Annotated in this window: 18 protein-coding genes; 14 read left to right on the forward strand and 4 right to left on the reverse strand. The window is 72.4% G+C overall.

Annotation, left to right across the window (positions count from 1 at the left end):
- The first annotated feature begins 42 nt into the window (after nt 1-42).
- Nucleotides 43-822 carry a dioxygenase family protein gene (locus ACVGV0_RS10805; protein ID WP_459159724.1) on the forward strand — a complete coding sequence of 260 codons (780 nt, stop codon included), beginning with the start codon at nt 43-45 and terminating at the stop codon, nt 820-822.
- 51 nt (nt 823-873) lie between these two features.
- The gene (locus ACVGV0_RS10810; protein ID WP_459159725.1) at nt 874-1,308 is read left to right on the forward strand and encodes a DoxX family protein; all 435 of its coding nucleotides are present in this window, start codon (nt 874-876) and stop codon (nt 1,306-1,308) included.
- 308 nt (nt 1,309-1,616) lie between these two features.
- On the opposite strand, the gene ACVGV0_RS10815 is transcribed toward ACVGV0_RS10810, so the two are convergent.
- Nucleotides 1,617-2,681, reverse strand: coding sequence for a terpene synthase family protein (locus ACVGV0_RS10815; RefSeq protein WP_459159726.1), 1,065 nt, complete (start codon nt 2,679-2,681; stop codon nt 1,617-1,619).
- 361 nt (nt 2,682-3,042) lie between these two features.
- Here ACVGV0_RS10815 and ACVGV0_RS10820 point away from each other — a divergent pair, with 361 nt between their 5' ends.
- From ACVGV0_RS10820 to ACVGV0_RS10830, 3 genes are read left to right on the forward strand one after another with little or no spacing between them, the layout of a single operon-like run.
- Nucleotides 3,043-4,143, forward strand: coding sequence for a polyprenyl synthetase family protein (locus ACVGV0_RS10820; protein ID WP_459159727.1), 1,101 nt, complete (start codon nt 3,043-3,045; stop codon nt 4,141-4,143).
- A gap of 58 nt (nt 4,144-4,201) precedes the next feature.
- Nucleotides 4,202-4,573, forward strand: coding sequence for a hypothetical protein (locus tag ACVGV0_RS10825; RefSeq protein WP_459159728.1), 372 nt, complete (start codon nt 4,202-4,204; stop codon nt 4,571-4,573).
- A 25-nt stretch (nt 4,574-4,598) separates the two neighbouring features.
- The gene (locus ACVGV0_RS10830) at nt 4,599-6,104 is read left to right on the forward strand and encodes an ABC1 kinase family protein (RefSeq protein ID WP_459159729.1); all 1,506 of its coding nucleotides are present in this window, start codon (nt 4,599-4,601) and stop codon (nt 6,102-6,104) included.
- A 62-nt stretch (nt 6,105-6,166) separates the two neighbouring features.
- On the opposite strand, the gene ACVGV0_RS10835 is transcribed toward ACVGV0_RS10830, so the two are convergent.
- Nucleotides 6,167-7,066: an amidohydrolase family protein gene (locus tag ACVGV0_RS10835; protein ID WP_459159730.1), complete on the reverse strand. Its 900-nt coding sequence runs from the start codon at nt 7,064-7,066 to the stop codon at nt 6,167-6,169.
- Nucleotides 7,067-7,281: 215 nt separating this feature from the next.
- Nucleotides 7,282-7,950 carry a GntR family transcriptional regulator gene (locus tag ACVGV0_RS10840; RefSeq protein ID WP_459159731.1) on the reverse strand — a complete coding sequence of 223 codons (669 nt, stop codon included), beginning with the start codon at nt 7,948-7,950 and terminating at the stop codon, nt 7,282-7,284.
- 197 nt (nt 7,951-8,147) lie between these two features.
- On the opposite strand from ACVGV0_RS10840, the gene ACVGV0_RS10845 reads away from it, so the two are divergent.
- From ACVGV0_RS10845 to ACVGV0_RS10885, 9 genes are all read left to right on the forward strand, one after another.
- Nucleotides 8,148-8,915, forward strand: coding sequence for a sugar phosphate isomerase/epimerase family protein (locus ACVGV0_RS10845; RefSeq protein ID WP_459159732.1), 768 nt, complete (start codon nt 8,148-8,150; stop codon nt 8,913-8,915).
- 71 nt (nt 8,916-8,986) lie between these two features.
- Entirely contained in the window at nt 8,987-9,754 is a 768-nt protein-coding gene (locus ACVGV0_RS10850; RefSeq protein ID WP_459159733.1) for an SDR family NAD(P)-dependent oxidoreductase, read from the forward strand.
- A gap of 87 nt (nt 9,755-9,841) precedes the next feature.
- On the forward strand, nt 9,842-11,179 hold the full coding sequence (locus ACVGV0_RS10855) for a GntP family permease (RefSeq protein ID WP_459159734.1): 1,338 nt from the start codon (nt 9,842-9,844) through the stop codon (nt 11,177-11,179).
- A 69-nt stretch (nt 11,180-11,248) separates the two neighbouring features.
- Nucleotides 11,249-12,133 carry a transketolase gene (locus tag ACVGV0_RS10860; RefSeq protein WP_459159735.1) on the forward strand — a complete coding sequence of 295 codons (885 nt, stop codon included), beginning with the start codon at nt 11,249-11,251 and terminating at the stop codon, nt 12,131-12,133.
- Entirely contained in the window at nt 12,130-13,113 is a 984-nt protein-coding gene (locus tag ACVGV0_RS10865) for a transketolase family protein (RefSeq protein ID WP_459159736.1), read from the forward strand. The genes ACVGV0_RS10860 and ACVGV0_RS10865 overlap by 4 nt, the downstream gene beginning before the upstream one ends.
- Before the next feature lie 207 nt (nt 13,114-13,320).
- Nucleotides 13,321-13,833, forward strand: coding sequence for a YbaK/EbsC family protein (locus ACVGV0_RS10870; protein ID WP_459159737.1), 513 nt, complete (start codon nt 13,321-13,323; stop codon nt 13,831-13,833).
- 80 nt (nt 13,834-13,913) lie between these two features.
- A complete protein-coding gene (locus ACVGV0_RS10875) occupies nt 13,914-14,324 on the forward strand; it encodes a PPOX class F420-dependent oxidoreductase (protein ID WP_459159738.1) in 411 nt (136 codons plus the stop codon).
- A 46-nt stretch (nt 14,325-14,370) separates the two neighbouring features.
- On the forward strand, nt 14,371-15,369 hold the full coding sequence (gene selD, locus ACVGV0_RS10880) for a selenide, water dikinase SelD (RefSeq protein ID WP_459159739.1): 999 nt from the start codon (nt 14,371-14,373) through the stop codon (nt 15,367-15,369).
- Between the two features lie 105 nt (nt 15,370-15,474).
- Entirely contained in the window at nt 15,475-16,179 is a 705-nt protein-coding gene (locus ACVGV0_RS10885) for a methyltransferase (RefSeq protein WP_459159740.1), read from the forward strand.
- Nucleotides 16,180-16,307: 128 nt separating this feature from the next.
- Here the strand turns inward: ACVGV0_RS10885 and ACVGV0_RS10890 are convergent, their stop codons facing one another.
- Nucleotides 16,308-17,048, reverse strand: a complete 741-nt coding sequence (locus tag ACVGV0_RS10890) for a TetR family transcriptional regulator (protein ID WP_459159741.1) — start codon at nt 17,046-17,048, stop codon at nt 16,308-16,310.
- Nucleotides 17,049-17,061 lie beyond the last annotated feature (13 nt).

Raw genomic sequence — 17,061 nt, forward strand, 5'->3', positions numbered from 1 at the left:
CCATGTAGTTCGAATTCAAACGACCGCTGTTCCGAGGCGACCATGACCACCGGACACCGCACGCCCGCGCTGTACCTCAGCCACGGCGCCCCGCCCCTGGCCGACGACCCGGTGTGGCCGGGAGAGCTCGCGGACTGGGCCCGCGCGCTGCCGCGGCCGGACGCCGTCCTGGTGATCTCCGCGCACTGGGAGGAGGCGCCGGCCACGCTCGGGGCCACGACCACGGTTCCGCTCGTGTACGACTTCTGGGGCTTCCCGGAGCGCTATTACACCGTGCGCTACCCCGCGCCCGGAGCTCCCGAGCTCGCCCGGCGCGTGCGCGCGCTGCTCCGCGGGCCGGCAACGCCGGTGCACGACCAGCCCGACCGGGGGCTCGACCACGGCGCCTACGTGCCGCTGGTGGAGATGTACCCGGAAGCCGACGTGCCGGTGCTGCAGCTGTCCATGCCGACGCTGGACCCGGAGCGCCTGCTCGACCTCGGACGCCTCCTCGCCCCGCTGCGCGAGGAGGGCGTGCTGCTCATCGGCAGCGGGTTCTTCACGCACAACCTCCGCGCCATGGGCGAACCCGCCACGCCGAGCTGGTCGGTCGAGTTCGACGAGTGGGGCGGGCGGGTCCTCCGGGAGCGGGATGTCGATCAGCTGCTCGACTTCCGGAACAAGGCGCCCGCCGGGGTGCTCGCCCACCCGAGCACCGAGCACTTCGCCCCGCTGTTCGTCACCCTCGGCGCCGCCGAGGCGGCGGGGGACCTGGATCAGCTGCACACGCCCATCGAGGGGTTCTGGTGCGGGCTCGCCAAGCGATCCCTCCAGTTCGGCTGATCCCGCACGCAACCGCCCGGTCCGCCGGGCACGACAGGAAGGGAAACACCCATGCCGCAGCCGCCCGAGTGGATCCGCGATCTCGCGCTGCTCCTCGCGCGGATCGCCCTCGGCGTCGTGTTCATCGCGCACGGCCTGCAGAAGTTCGCGCAGTGGGGGATCAGTGGCACGACGTCGTCGTTCGCCGAGATGGGGGTGCCGGTGCCCGGCCTCGCGGCCTGGACCGCTGCGCTGGTCGAAACGCTCGGCGGTCTGGCCCTGATCGCGGGCGCCGCGCTGCCGCTGGCCGGGGTGCTGCTCGCGTGCACCATGCTCGGCGCGTGGTTGACCGCGCACACCGGCCAGGGGCTGTTCGTCACCGACGGGGGATTCGAGTACGTGCTCGTGCTCGCGGTGGCCGCCCTCGCGCTCGGCTTCAACGGCGGTGCGTACGCGCTCGACCGGCTCGGTCCGGGGCGGAGGTCCCATCCGGCGGCGGCGCGGTGACCTCCGCTTCGAGAGTCCGCGGGGTGGCTGTTGGGGGGTGGGCGATTGGGGGCAGCTGGGAGGAACCTCCGGCGGCGCCTCGTTGCGGGATCCTCGACCTCGGGTAGCCACCTGCTCCCAGCCGCCCCCGACCTCCTTCCCCGGACAGCGGACGGGGGGCAGCATCGCCCGGGGCCGTCCTCGCGAGGCGGCGCCGGAGGACCCGCGCCGAGGCGCTCTGCGCACGCGTCGAGGAAGCGGTTGCGCCGCTTGCCCGACGGACCGCTGCAACCCGAGCGCTCGGTTCGGAGCGGTGCTGCGCCGGTAGCTCACCCCCGCACGTGCTGCCACCACCAGGAGATGGCCGGCAGCGCCGGAGCGGTCGGGTCGGGATCCGACGGCACGCGCGCCCATCCGGGGTGCCCGGACTCGCCGGGGCCGTCGTGGGCGGTGTACCGCGGCACGCGCAGCCCCCAGTCGATGTTGCCGCGGATGCCCGCGCCGAGGCAGGAGAGGTAGGTGCGCAGCTCGGGGCCGGCATCGGGCAGCAGTTGCTCCCGCAGGCGCAGGTACACCTGCATCATCCGGTCGCGCAGCGCGACCGCTTCGGTCAGCGCCTCCTCCGCGGAGTACCCCTCGTTCTCCACCAGCACGGTGATGATGTTCTGGTCGGCGTGCCGGTCGCGCCGCTCGCGGCGGTAGGAGTGCAGGTCGTTGTCCAGCCCCGCGGTGAGCACGGCGGCCTCGCTCGCGGCGCGCACCGCAGGGTGGTCCATCTCGCCGTCGGGGACCTCGGCGCCGTTGGCGATCTCGAGCAGGGCCATGGTCGGGAAGCCGCCGGAGCTGCCCAGGCGCATGGCCAGGTAGTCGTTCAACGTCGGGAGGACGCCGCGCGCCTGGTTGCCGATCTGCCAGGCGACGCCGTGCAACCACGCGCGGTGGGCGTCGATGAACCGGCGCACCTGCGTCGGCGTGGCCTGCCGGCGCATCGCCAGGCCGATGTCGTGCAGCGCGCGCAGGTACGGGTCCTCGGCGTCCAGGCTGTGCGGCGCTTCCAGGACGCGCTGGACCCGGCCGGCCACGGCGACGAACTCCTCGGGGCGCGCACTGAGCGGACCGTTGTCGCACCGCACGTCGTCGAAGGCGAATCCCCAGTAGACCCACTTGGCCGCGAGCAGCACGTTCTCGGCGATTCCGGACGGGGCGAAGCGCGCGAAGAATTCGGCGCTGTTGCTTTTGATGACGTGCCGGCGGCGCGTGGCGTCCTCGTACATTCCGATGTCGTCGATCCAGGAGATCGCCTGCTTCTCGATCGTGTCGACATCGGGGTGCAGGGCGGGATCGATCGGGCAGTAGAACGGCGGCATCGCGAAATGCGTTCCGGTCGCGGTCACGAATTCTCCTCGGTCGGCGCTGCTTCGTTGTCCGGTTTCTGCGGTGCTGGGAAGGTCGCGGCTGGCGGCGGCCGTTGATGATCAACAGGCTTTGTACCAAAGCGGCGAATTGCGCGGCAAGAACGCGGATTCATTACTGGTCGCCCGCTGAACTGTCAATCAAATACACACGATGGTGTGCAACGTGACCGAAGGGGAACGCGGAAGAATGACTCCCGAATGGGCGTGTTGAAACGCGGTGCTCCGTTGCTAGGGTCGCTGTTGATCAACGACGGCGCCGCTGCGCGCGGTGCGCTCACCGCAGCTCCCGCCCGCCGCCGGTTCGCGGGCCGGGCGGGAGCACGCACGAATCGGAGGGCACATGTCCGGGAGAACGCTGCGCCCAGCCCCCGCGGCCGAGGTGCCCAGCGGTTCCTCGGTGGAGGCGTTGCTGCGGCGGCTGCGCCGTGACGTCGACGACGAGCTCGCGCGGTTCCTGGACGTCCAGGAGCACGAGGCGCCGGACGCGTGCGTACCTCCGCTGGTCGAGGTCGTGCGGGACTTCCTCGCCGGGGGCAAGCGCCTCCGCCCGCTGTTCTGCGCGTGCGGTTGGGCGGCGGGCGGAGGTGATCTCGACGACCCCGCCGCGATGCGCATCGGTGCCGCGCTGGAGCTGTTCCACGCGTTCGCCCTCATCCACGACGACGTGATGGACTCCTCGGACGCGCGGCGGGGGCAGCCCACCGTCCACCGCGTCCTCGCCCGGCGTGCGCCGGAAGGGCCGTCCGCCGAGCACTTCGGCGTGAGCGCGGCGATCCTGCTCGGCGACCTCTGCCTGGTGTGGTCGGACGAGCTCCTGCACGGTTCGGGCGTACCGCCGGAGCGGCTGCACGCCGCGCGCTCGCTCATCAACACCATGCGCACCGAGATCATGGCAGGCCAGTACCTGGACCTGGACGTGGCGGCCGCGGGCGAGGCCCTCGACGGCGCCTGGCGGGTCGTGCGGCACAAGACCGCCGCCTACACCGTCACCCGCCCCCTGCAGCTGGGCGCGCTCCTGGCGGGGGCCGACGCCCCGGTGCTCGAGTGCTGCGCGGAGTACGGCAACCCGCTCGGTGAGGCCTTCCAGCTGCGCGACGACCTGCTCGGGGTCTTCGGCCGCTCCGCCACGACAGGCAAGTCCGCCGACGACGACCTGCGCGCGGGCAAGTGGACCATGCTGATGCGGCTGACCTGGCAACGCGCCGACGAGCAGCAGCGCGGGGTGATCCGGCAGCTGCACGGCGCCCGCCGGCTGGACGCCGCGGGAGCCGAGCGGCTGCGCGCGGTCATCCGGGACACCGGTGCGGAAGCGGAGGTCGAACAGCTCATCGCCGCGCGGCGCGAACGGGCGCTGCGGGCTCTGGACGACCCGGCGATGCCGGCGTGGGCGCGCGCGGTCCTGGGCGAGCTCGCGGACAGGAGCACGGACCGAGCGCGGTGATCCGCCCGGCGAGAAGTGTCCACTGCGGTGGTCGAAGAGAGAAAGGCAGGTCAGTGACATGGGTACGAAGGACACGTTGAAGGACTTCATCGGCAACGTCGCGGATGACGCCAAGCAGGCCTTCGACGAACTGCTCGATCGCGAGGACGCCGACGGTGCTGCGGCGGGGGCTTCCGGGCTGCCCGCGGCGGGAGAGGCCGCGGGCGGCGTGCGCAGCGCAGCCGGCGCCGTCAGCGGTGCGGCCGACAGCGCCACCGCGGTGGCCACGCTGCCCAAGCAGGTCGCCGAACTGACCGAGACGGTGAACTCGCTGGTGCAGGCGCTGCAGAACGTCCCCGGCGTCGGTGACGCCGCGGGTGCAGCCGGACAGGCGGGCAAGGTCGGCGAGGCGGTCGGCAAGGCCACCGCCGGCAACGGGAAGAAGTCGTGAGCACTGCGGACCGGACGGGGACGCCTTGGGTGCGAGACGGCTCAAGCTCGTAACCGAGGTCCTCTCCGGACTCTTCAAGAACGAATTCACCCGGGCGTTCGGCGCCCGCACCGCCGAGGACGAGTCGGAGGCGGGGCGGGAACAGCTGCGCGCCCGGGACGTGCGGCTCGGGCTGGAGCGGCTCGGCCCGTTCTACATCAAGCTCGGGCAGATGCTGTCCACGCGCCCCGACATCGTCCCGCCGGCCGTCATCGGCGAGCTGGAGAAGCTGCACGACCGCGTCTCGGCCGCGCCGTTCAGCACCTTCGAGCCCGTGCTCGAGGACGAGCTGGGCCCCGACTGGAAGGAGCGCTTCCAGCACGTCGAACTCCTCGAACCGCTCGGTGTCGCGTCCCTGGCCCAGGTCTACGGTGCGACGCTGCGGGACGGCCGCTCCGCGGTGGTCAAGATCCAGCGCCCGGGCATCAGCGGCACGGTGCTCGAGGACATGCGGATGATGCGGCGCGCCGCGCGGCTCGTCGGCCGCTGCGCCCCGCGGTTCCACTCCGTGGTGGACATCGAGGCGATGCTCGAGGTGCTGTTCGACGCGATGCGCCCGGAACTCGACTTCACCGTCGAGGCCGGGCACATGGACGAGGCCAGGCGCGCCGTGCGCGACTTCCGGCACCTGTCCGTGCCGGAGGTCGTGTGGGCGAGCAAGCGCGTGCTCGTGCAGACGCTGGCGCCGGGGCAGTCGATCCGCGCGGTCGACCGCTCGGCGATGTCGGTGGCGGAGCGCACCGCCATCGGCGAAGACCTGCTCGCGTTCACCTACCACGGCTTCTTCGTGAACCGGATGTTCCACGCCGATCCGCACCCGGGCAACATCTTCGTGCAGCCGGGCGCGCCCGCCTCGCTCATCGACTGGGGCATGGTCGGCCGGCTCGACCGGCGCACGAGCCTGATGATCATGCTGGTGCTGCTCAACCTCGCCGAGAACGACGGGCAGGCCCTGGCCAAGTCGTGGATCGAGCTGGGGCATGCCACGTCCTGGGCGGACGTGCCGGCGTTCGTGTCGGACATGTCCAGGCTGACGCCGAAGATCGCCTCGGCCTCGCTGTCGGAGCTGGACTTCGGCGTGACGCTGACCAGCGTGCTCGAGCAGTCCACCAAGCGCGGCATCAAGACGAACCCGGTGATCTCCGTGCTCGGCAAGGCGTTCGCGAACATCGAGGGGTCGGTGCGCTGCCTCGCCCCGGAACTGTCCATCACCGACGTGTTCCACCGCCAGATGAAGAGCATCATGTCCGTACTGGTCCGCGAGCAGTGCTCCGGGACGCGCCTGGCGCGGCTCACCACGGAGGCGATGCTCGATCTCGACGCCGTGCCGGAGCAGTTGCGCACGCTCGTGCGCGATCTGTCCAACCGGGAGTTCGCGCTGAACCTCGGCGAGCAGCAGAACCGGGAGTCGGAGCAGCCGCGCGTCCCGCGGTCGTTGCTGGTCCTGGGCGGGGCGGCGCTGTGGCTGCACCACCGCCGCAATCGGAACTGACGGCGGAGCCCGCGCGTGGCCCGCGCCGGTGCGGCCGTGCCCAGGAGGGCCGGCCGCGCTCGTCAGAGGCGGTAGTAGCGTGCGGCGTTGTCGTGGAAGAGCGCCGTGCGCTCGTCCCGCGAGTACTCCCGGGTGATCTCGCGGAAGGCGCCGAAGATCTCGGCGTAACCGGAGAAGAGCTTGTCGACCGGGAAGTTCGAGGCGAACATGCACCGTTCGACGCCGAAGAGCTCCAACGCGGACTCCACGCAGGGGCGGATGGACTCCGTGGTCCAGTCGTGCTCGCCCATCCCCAGGCCCGAGATCTTGCAGGCCACGTTCGGCGCTTGCGCGAGCACCGCCATCCCCGCGCGCCAGGCCTCGAAGTGCTCCGGTCCGTCCACTTGCATCCCGGCGTGGTTGACGATGATCGGGACGTCGCTGTGCTCGGCGGCGAGCTCGAAGAACTCCTCCGCCTGCGGGTAGTACAGCTGCAGGTCGAACGACAGCTCGCGCTTCCGCAGCTGGCGGAATCCGCGTCGCCACTCGGCGGTGCGGCTGACCTCCGGCCGGCTCAGGTACGTCTTGGCGGGCTCCGGGTGGTAGTTCATCGACTGCCGGACGCCGCGGAAGTTCGCGTGCTCCATGTGGCCGTCCAGGACGGCTTCGACCTCCGGGCTGGTGAGGTCGGCGTAGCCGACGATGCCGTGCGGGAAGCCGCGCTGGTCGGCGATCCGCTGCAGCCAGCGCGTTTCCCCGACGGGGTCCCGCGGGTCCCAGCCCACGTCCAGGTGCACGCTCTTGACGAGCTCCTGCCCCTCGGCGTCCCGGAGGTAGTCGTCGATGAGGTAGTTGCTCAGCAGTCCCTCGCAGCTGCCCCACGCGGCGGGGCCGACCTCGTCGGAGAGCCACGGGTAGTAGTTCTCGTCGAGGTTCCACAGGTGGAAGTGCGGATCGATGAGCGGGACGTCGGGTGCGGCCATGGGAACTCCGTCCGTCTCGGCCGGCCGTGCCGGCGCGCGTGCGCTGGAGGGGAGCTGCCGGAGCGCCTCCGGAACTCCGGCCCGGGCCGGCCACCGGGGTGGCTGCGTTGGCCGATCAATATGGAGCGCTCCGCTGGTGGTTGTTAACAGTCGCCTGTTGATGATCGGCAGGGATCGCGTCGGACCGCCTCCCGGCTGCTCCCGGCGAAGTCCTGCTAGGCCTCGAGCAGGGCGACGATCCGCTCGGTGGTCTCCTGCATGTGCACGCGCACCACCTCGCGGGCGCGCTCCGCGTCGCCGGCCTCGATGGCGTCGACGATCGGGGAGTGCCGCTGCCAGTCGGTGTTGCGCAGCGCGAGCTCCTGCCCGGAACGGCTGATGGTCGCCCGGGTCAGTCCGGAGATGTGCTGCCACGACTGCACCAGCGTCTGGTTGCCGGTCAGCGCGCACAGCCGGTGGTGGAAGCCCAGGTCGGATTCGACGAGGGCGGCGAGGTCCTGCTCGGTGTTGCGCAGCTCCTCCAGCGCTTGCCGCAGTGACCGCACGACGTCGGTGCGGTCGGGCAGCTCGCACAGCGTCTCCGCGGCGAGCGTCTCGAGCGAGCGCCGCACGGCGAAGATGTCGCGGACCTCGGAGACCGTCAGCGCCCGCACCAGCAGCCGGCCCCGTTCGTCGGAGACGACGAGCCCTTCCTGGACGAGGTGGCGCAGGGCTTCGCGCAATGTGCCGCGGGAGACGGCCAGGGCTTCGCTGAGCTCGGTCTCGATGAGCCGCGTTCCGGGGACGAGCTGACCACTGCTGATCGCTTCCCGCAGCTTGTGCAGGCTCTGCTCGCGCAGCGTGTTGCGATCGACGCCGCTCAGGGCGGGGACGTCCAAGGACACCGGATGCTCGCCTTTCGGGCCGACGGAAGTGCCCGCCCAGTCTAATCGATCGCGCAGCGTCCAGCTGCCAGTCGTCTGTTGACAGTCAACAAGGTGGTGCGCTTCACTGTCCGCTATCCAACGACGGAGCGTCGGGCACGAAGGGGCCACGGATGCATGAACTGGGCTGTTCGACAATCACTTTCCGCAACAGACCGTTGCCGGAAGCGCTGGCCGAGATCGCCGCTCTCGGCCTCACCGGCATCGAACTCGGCGGCCTGCCCGGTGTCTGCGACCACGTCCCGACCCCGGCCGGTCCGCACGCCGAGCGATTGGCCGAGGCGGTCGACGCCGCCGGCCTCGACGTCTGGGCCATCAACGTCGACCCGGGCCCCCTCAACGACCCCGGCCTCTCCGCGGACGAGCTCACCCGCAGCGGCTCCGACCTGGTGCGCCTCGCCGCGCGGCTCGGCGCAGCGGTGATCGTGCCCTGCGGCGCCGCCTCGCGCGAGCCCTGCACCGACGAGGCCACCGATCTCGACCGCATCGCGGGGCGGCTGCGGCTGCTCGGCGAGCTCGCCGCCGAGCACGGCACCCGGCTGCTCGTCGAGGGGCTGCACCACCACCGCTTCTGCCACACCGCCGCGCGGCTGCGCGGGCTGCTGGAGCGCGTGCCCGCCGAGGTGGCCGGCCTCGTCTACGACGTCAGCCACGTCGTCGCCGGCGGCATCGACGAGGTCGCCCTCGCCGGTGAGCTCGCCGACCGCATCGCCCACGTGCACCTGCGCGACGCCGCCCCCGGCGAGATCAACCTCAGCATCGGTCGCGGCAGCGTCGACTTCGCCGGTGTCGTCGGCGCGCTCGCCGCCCGCGGCTGCACCGGCCGCTACGTGCTCGAACTCGAGACCCACGACGTGGACGAACCCGACCGTCCCGCGGTCGCCGCGCGGGCGCGCGACGGGATCGCCGCGCTGCTACCGGCCTGAGCGCTCCGCGCTGCGCAAACCCCGGCGAGCCCCGCGCGAGGAGGCCGCCACCGACCCCAGGGAGGGAACGCATGACCGACAGCACCCAGCGGACCGCCGTCATCACCGGCGCCGGCTCGGAACGCGGCATCGGCCGGGAGACCGCCCGGCAGCTCGCCGCCGCCGGCTTCGCCGTCGCCGTGCTCGACATCGACGAAGCCGCCGCGAAGCGCACCGCCGCCGTCGTCGGCGAGGAGCACGCCGTGCCCGTGCTCGGCGTCGCCGCCGACGTCACCGACGCCGACTCGGTCGACGCGGCGGTCACCGCGGTCGAGTCCTCCGAACTGCCCGCGATCGGTGCCCTGGTCAACAACGCCGGCATCACCCGCCCGACGAAGTTCCTCGACATCGACCGCGCCGAGTGGGACCTCGTCTTCGAGGTCAACGTCACCGGCACCTACCAGGTGACCCGCCGCGTGCTGCCCGGGCTCATCGACCGCGGCTACGGCCGCGTCGTCAACGTCTCCTCGGTCAGCGCCCAGCGCGGCGGCGGCGTCTTCGGCGGCACGCACTACTCCGCGGCCAAGGCGGCCGTCCTCGGCCTCACCCGCGCGCTGGCCCGCGAAGTCGGCGAGCACGGCGTCGTGGTCAACGCCGTCGCCCCCGGGCTCATCGACACCGACATCACCGGCGGGCTGCTCAGCGGCGAGCGCAAGGAGGAGCTCGTCGCCGGCATCCCCGTCGGCCGCAACGGCCGCACCGCCGACGTCGCCGGCATGATCACCTACCTGGCCGGCGAGGGCGTCGGCTACGTCACCGGTTCCACCTTCGACGTCAACGGCGGCTCGCACATCCACTGACCGGGCCGCTCGGGCGCGGGCCCTTCCGCGTCCTCCCGCGCACACCTGCACCCGCCTCGACGACGAGGTCGACGGAAAGACACGGGCATGTCTGATTCGCTCATCCTGATGCACACCGCGATCGCGGTGCTCGGCATCGTGCTGCTGATCGTGGTGGCACGCATCAACCCGGTCGTCATTCTCGTGCTGGGATCGCTGTACCTCGGTCTGGCCACCGGTCTCGGCTTCGACCAGACGACCACCGCCGTCACCGAAGGGTTCGGCGACCTCATGGCAGAGGTCGGTCTGATCATCGGATTCGGCGTGCTGCTCGGCTCGCTGCTGTCGGTCACCGGAACGCTGCAGCGCATCGTCGAGCTGTTCCTCCGCGCGTGCGGACGGGGCAAGTCGCCCTACGTCCTCGGGCTGACCTCCGGCATCGTCTTCCCGGCGATCTACTTCGACGTCGCGCTGGTGATGCTCGCGCCGATCGCCCGCTCCGTCGCCGCCCGCACCGGCATCAGCATCGCCGTCGTGGGCGGGTCCCTGGCCATCGGCCTGGAAGTCGGCCTGCTCATGGTGCTGCCCGGGGCCGCGGCGCTGGCCGGTGCCGGAGCGCTGAACGTGCCGCTGGGCACGATGCTGCTGTTCGGCATCCCGGTCGGCATCGTGGCCATCCTCGGCGGCGTCTTCCTGCACGGCGTGCTCATGCGGCGCACCTGGAACCCGGACAAGGACGAAGCCCCGCTCAACGGGGGCGTGGACGGCATGGCCGTGGCCGAGGCCGAAACGCCGCGCCGCCACCTGCCGCTGCCGGTGACGCTGCTGCCGGTCCTCGTGCCGCTGGCGCTGATCGTGCTCGGCACGATCGCCGAAACCGCCGGCGTGCGCAACGGGCTCGTGGGGTTCCTGTCCGACCCCGTCGTGGCGCTGCTGCTGGGCCTGCTCGTCGCCTGCGCCGTGACCGCGACGATGCTCTCGCGCGAGACCCTGGAGCGGGCGCTGGGCAAGGGCGCCGCGACCAGCGGCACGATCCTGCTGTTCACCGGTGTCGCCGGCTCGCTCGGCGAGGTGATCAGCCGCACCGGCATCGGCGACATCATCTCCGGCCTGTTCCAGGCCAGCTCGGCCTCGCCGCTGCTGCTGGCGTGGCTCGTGGCCGCCCTGCTGCGCCTGGCCCAGGGGTCCGGATCGGTCGCCGCGATCACCGCGTCCACCCTGCTCGCCCCCGTGCTGGGCGGCGTGGACGCCGCGCCCGTGCTCGTGCTGCTCTCCGCAGCGGCCGGTGCGAGCTTCGGCGGGCACGTCAGCGACAACACCTTCTGGATGTTCCGCGCCCTGCTGGGACTGTCCACGCGCGGCGCGTTCCAGATCTACACGCTGTCCCAGTCGATCATCTCGGTCGTCGGCCTGGCCGTGGTGCTGGGACTGGGCGTGGTCGTGTGAGTCCGTCCCGGTGCGCCGGCGCACGGGGGCGCACCGGGACCGAAGGAGAAACGAACGGAGCGAGTGTCCATGACGGAACGAACGGCCGGTCCCGCGTCCGCGGCGTTCACGGCAGCCGAACCCCCGCCGCAGCGGCAGGAGGCCGTGGCCGCGTTCGCGCACCGGATGCGGCACCACATCATCGACATGGGCGAGGCCCAGGGGCAGGGCTACGTCGGGCAAGCGCTCGGGGTCTCGGACCTGCTCGCCGCGGTCTACTGCGACCAGCTCCGGTACCGCCCGGAGGACCCGCACTGGCCGCAGCGGGACCGCTTCCTGCTGTCCATCGGCCACTACGCCATCGCCCAGTACGCCGCGCTGGCCGAAGCCGGCGTGCTCGAGGTGTCCGAACTCGACACCTACGCGACCGACCACAGCCGGTTGCCCATGTCCAGCATGGCCTCCTACACCCCGGGCATGGAGATCTCCGGCGGCTCGCTGGGCCACGGACTGCCCGTCGCCGCGGGCATGGCCCTCGGCCTGCGGCACCAGGGCAACGACGCGCTGGTGTACGACTTCCTCTCCGACGGGGAGCTCAACGAGGGCTCCACGTGGGAAGCGGCCATGGGCGCGGCACACCACCGCCTCGGCAACCTCATCGCCCTGGTCGACCTGAACGCCCTGCAGGCCGACGGACCCACCGCCTCGGTGCTGTCCGCCGACCCGCTCGTCGACAAGTGGGAGTCGTTCGGCTGGCACGCCCTGCGCGTCGACGGCAACGACGTGACCGCGCTGCTGCGGGGGCTGGAGACCCTTCGCGGTTTCGCCGACGACCGCCCGCGCGCGCTGCTGTGCGACACGACGATCGGCAAGGGCGTGCCCCTGCTGGAGAACCGGGAACGCGCGCACTTCATGCGCGTGGACGAACACGAGTGGCAGATCGCCCGCGAACAACTGGACGGGAGCGCACGATGACGACGAAGCGACTGACGACCTCGGCGATGATCGCCTCCTTCGCCGAGGCGGACCAGCGCACCACCGCCGCACCGTTCGGCCACGCCCTGTCGCGCCTGGCCGCGGAGCGCGCCGACGTCGTCGGCATGACAGCCGACCTCGGCAAGTACACCGACATGCACGTCTTCGCCGAGAACTACCCGGACCGCTACTACCAGATGGGCATGGCCGAGCAGCTGCTGTTCGGCGCGGCGGCCGGCATGGCCGAGACCGGGCTGGTGCCGTTCGCCTCGACCTACTCGGTGTTCGCCACCCGGCGCGCTTACGACTTCCTGTGCCTGGACATCGCCGAACCCGGGCTCAACGTGAACATCGTCGGCGGGCTGCCGGGGTTGACCACCGGTTACGGTCCGAGTCACCAGGCCACCGAGGACGTGGCCATCTTCCGCGGCGTTCCCGGTCTGACCATCGTGGACCCCTGCGACTCGGTGGACATCGAGCAGGCCGTGCCCGCTCTGGCCGATGTGGACGGACCTACCTACCTGCGGCTGCTGCGCGGCAAGGTGCCCACCGTGCTCGACGAGTACGACTACCGCTTCGAGGTGGGCAAGGCCGCCGAGCTGCGCAGCGGTCGCGACGTCGTGCTCGTCTCCAGCGGGCTGATGACGATGCGGGCGCTGTCCGCGGCGGAGAAGCTGGCCGAACACCACGTCGACGTCTCCGTGGTGCACTGCCCGACGATCAAGCCGCTCGACGTGCCCGCTCTGCTGCGGGCGGCCGACTCGGACCGGCTGCTGGTCACGCTCGAGAACCACACCGTCGTCGGCGGGCTGGGCGAGTCGGTCGCCAGCGCGCTGGTCACGAACAACTGCGCCCGGGGCATGGCGCAGATCGGCCTGCCCGACGAGTTCCTCGGTGCTGGCGCGCTGCCCACCCTGCACGACCGCTACGGATTGGCGACCGACCGGATCGTGCAGCGCGTGCTCGCCGAGCTCGGCTGACCGAGGTGGGCACCGGCCGCTCCGGACGGGGTGGCGCCGTGCTCGCGCTCCGCCGCGACCGGGGCTGACGACCGCTGCGCGATCCCGGGGGCGGGCGATGCCGCCGCGGCTGCGCGCAGGACCGGCGGCGCAGCGCTGCGATCCGGCGGCGCAGGCCACCGGGCGATACCCCCGGACGGGGTACCGGTCCTGCTACGATCCGGCGGCGTGGAGGGAACGCAGGGCACCGAGTCGCACCACGGCACCGGGACGGAGCACGAGCGGGCGCTGCGCGAGGCCGGTGTCCGGGGCGAGGTCGTCACCTTCGACGAGGCCGTGCCCACCGCGGCGGTCGCCGCCGAGCGGCTGGGCTGCGCGGTGGGCGCGATCGCGAACAGCCTCGTGTTCGCCGTCGATGGCGACCCGGTCCTGGTCGTCGCCAGCGGCGGGCACCGCGTCGACACGGGGAGGCTCGCGGGCCTGCTCGGGGTGGGCAAGCGCAAGGTCAAGCGCGCCGACCCGGAGTTCGTCACCGGTGCCACCGGCCAGCCCGTCGGCGGGGTCGCGCCGGTGGGGCACCCCGAACCGCTGCGCACGGTCGTCGACACCGGGCTGGAGGGCCACGACGTCGTCTGGGCCGGTGCCGGCAGCCGGCACGCCATGTTCGCCACCGACTTCGCGGAGCTCCTCCGCGTCACGGCGGGAACCGCCGCCGACGTCGGCGAGTCGGCAGCGGTCTGAGCGCACCGGCTCGAGCCGGCGGCCCGCGACGCGCCCGCGCGGCGCGTTGACCCCGCCGCGCGAGGCGGGATGATGGAGCCATGGAGCTCGGGCAAGCACGCGATTTCCTGCGGCAGCACCACCGCGCGGTGCTCATGACCCGCCACCGCGACGGCTCCCCGCAGCTGTCGCCGGTGCTGGTCGCCCTCGACGAGGACGGGTGCGCCGTCATCAGCACCCGCGAGACCGCGGCGAAGACGCACAACGTGCGCCGGGACCACCAGGTGGCTCTGTGCGTGTTCACCGAGGCGTTCTTCGGGTCGTGGATCCAGATCGACGGCCGCGCCGAGGTCGTGCCGCTGCCGGAGGCCCTGGACGGCCTCGTGGCCTACTACCGCGCGATCAACGGCGAGCACGAGGACTGGAACGCCTACCGCGCGGCCATGCGCGAGCAGCGGCGCGTGCTCGTCCGCGTCGAGCTCACCCGCGCGGGCCCCGACCGGCACGGGTGAGGCGTGTTGCCGGGCCGCGCCGGCGCCGCCGTCCTACGCTCCCGGCATGACGGAAACGGCGGAACGCCTCCGGCTCACGCAGTACGCGCACGGCGGCGGCTGCGCGTGCAAGATCCCGCCGGGGGAGCTGCAGGACATGGTCGCCGGCATCGACGCCCCGTGGGCCGGCGACGTGCTCGTCGGCCTCGACAGCGGCGACGACGCCGCGGCGGTGCGCCTCGACGCGGAGCGCGCCCTGGTGAGCACGGTGGACTTCTTCACCCCCGTCGTCGACGATCCCTACGACTGGGGCCGCATCGCAGCGGCCAATGCGCTGTCCGATGTGTACGCGATGGGGGCGCGGCCGCTGCTGGCGGTGAACCTGCTGTGCTGGCCGCGGGAAACGCTGCCGACCGAGGTGGCGCGCGCGGCGTTGTCCGGCGGCGCGGCCGTCGCCGCCGAGGCCGGCTGCCCCGTGGCCGGCGGGCACAGCGTCGACGACCCGGAGCCCAAGTACGGCATGGCCGTCACCGGCGCGGCCGCCGCCGAGGAGCTGCTGCGCAACGACGCCGGTCGGCCGGGCTTGCCGCTGTCGCTGTCCAAACCGCTCGGCATCGGTGTGCTGAACACGCGGCACAAGGCCACGGGCGAGGTCTCGGACGAGGCGGTGGCGTGGATGACCGCGCTCAACGACCGGGCTTCGCGGGACGCGGTCGCGGCGGGGGTGCGGTGCGCGACCGACGTGACCGGGTTCGGCCTGCTCGGCCACCTGCTCGAGATCGTCCGGGGCAGCGGGGTGGGCGCTGTGGTCGACTCGACCGCGGTGCCCTATGTCGCCGGCGCGCGGCAGGCGCTCGCCGGCGGGTACGTCAGCGGAGGCACCCGGCGCAACCTCGACTGGGTGCGGCCGCACTGCGACCTCGCGGGCGTGGACGGCGACGAGGCGCTGCTGCTGGCCGATGCGCAGACCTCCGGTGGCCTGCTCGTGGCCGGGGAGGTCCCGGGTGCGCCGGTCATCGGTGAGCTCGTGCCCGCGGACGGCGGTCCACCGATCCGCGTGCGCTGACCCCCGGTGCCGCAGCGGCGTTGCCGCGACAAGGACCGCTCGTACCGCGATTTCCGCGGGCGCTACCGTGAGCGGCGCTCCGCACGGCGATCGGAGGGAGGCGGGATGTCCGATCGCGAACCGCCGCCGTTGACGTGGCGGCAACGCCGGCGGATCCGCCGCTGGCACGAGCGGGCGCGTCGGGAGCTCCGCGCGCGGGTGCGGCCGCAGGAGATCGACTACCTCGGTCTGCAGCTCGTCGTCCCGCCCGGGGTGATGCCGATCGTGGACACCTCGCACCTGCTCGGCACCGCCGTGGCCGAGGAGGTCGCCGATCCGGCCGTGCGCCGCGTGCTCGACATGGGCACCGGCTCCGGGGTGAACGCCCTCGTGGCCGCCCGCGGCGCCGCATCGGTCGTGGCGGTCGACGTCAACCCCGAGGCGGTCACCGCGGCCCGCGCGAACGCCGCGCGCAACGGCCTCGATCAGGCCGTGGAGGTGCGCCGCAGCGACGTGTTCGCCGCGGTGCCGGAGCGGTTCGACCTCGTCGTGTTCGACCCGCCGTTCCGCTGGTTCGCCCCGCGGGACCTGGCAGAGGCGGCGATCACCGACGAGAACTACCGGGCGCTGACCGCGTTCTTCGAGGAAGTCCGCGAACACCTCACCCCCGACGGGCGGGTACTGGTGTTCTTCGGTACCTCCGGCGACGTCCGCTACCTGCACCGGCTGGGCGAGCGGGCGGGCTTCCGCCGCGAGGTTGTGGCGCGCACGCACGTCACCCGGCGGCGGCGCACGACCGAGTACCGCACGTTCCGCTTGGTGCCGCGGTGAGCGCCCGCGACCCGCCGACCTGATGCGCCGCCGATCGGGTGAGGACAGTTGATCGCCCGAACGTGTGGGGACAGCGCCCAATTTTCCTGAAAATCGCGCTCCCTGGAATGATTCCAGGAAGGGGGCGCTCACGGATCGGGCGTCTCCGCGGTGGCTTCGGCGAGTCCGGCGCTGGTGTCGGCGAGCAGGCGCAGCAGGATCGTGCGCAGCGGGGTGCCGTCGGTGGACAGCAGCCAGGCGTGCATGGCTGAGCCGAACGCCCCGGCGAGCATGAGCGCCCACGCGCTGGCGCGGGGGTCGTCGACGTCGGTGCCGAGGCGCTCGGCGACGAGGTCGGTGTAGTCCTGCACCCACTGCTGCCGCATGAGGTGCTTCTCGTAGTCCCGGTTGCCCTCCAGCTCGGTGAACAGCTGGGCGCGCACCAGGTGGCGCTTCCGGTCGGCTTCCACGCGCTCGGCGGAGTCGACCAGGGCCATCGTCAGCGAGCGCAGCGGGTGCTCGTCGGCGGGGCGGGTGGTCAGCACCCGCCGCATCTGCTCGGTCTCCCGCTTGGAGTCGCCGAACAGCACGGCGTCCTTGCTGGGGAAGTGGCGGAAGAAGGTGCGCGGCGCGATGTCGGCTTCCTCAGCGATCTGCTCGACCGTGGTCGGGTCGAAGCCCTGCTGCTGGAACAGCCGCAGCGCCGCGCTCTCGATGGCCTGCCGGGTGCGCAGGGTGCGCCGGTGGCGGCGGTCCTCGGGGACCGCGGACTCCGCGGCGGGCGGTTCGCACCCCGTGCCCGCTGGGTCGGGGGGTGCCGCGGCCGGTTCCGGCTCGTCCGGTGCGGCCTCGGCGCCGGGCATCCGGCCGGTCGGGGACGCGATCGTCATGCCTCCAGCTTCG

The organism is Salinifilum ghardaiensis, assembly GCF_054491345.1.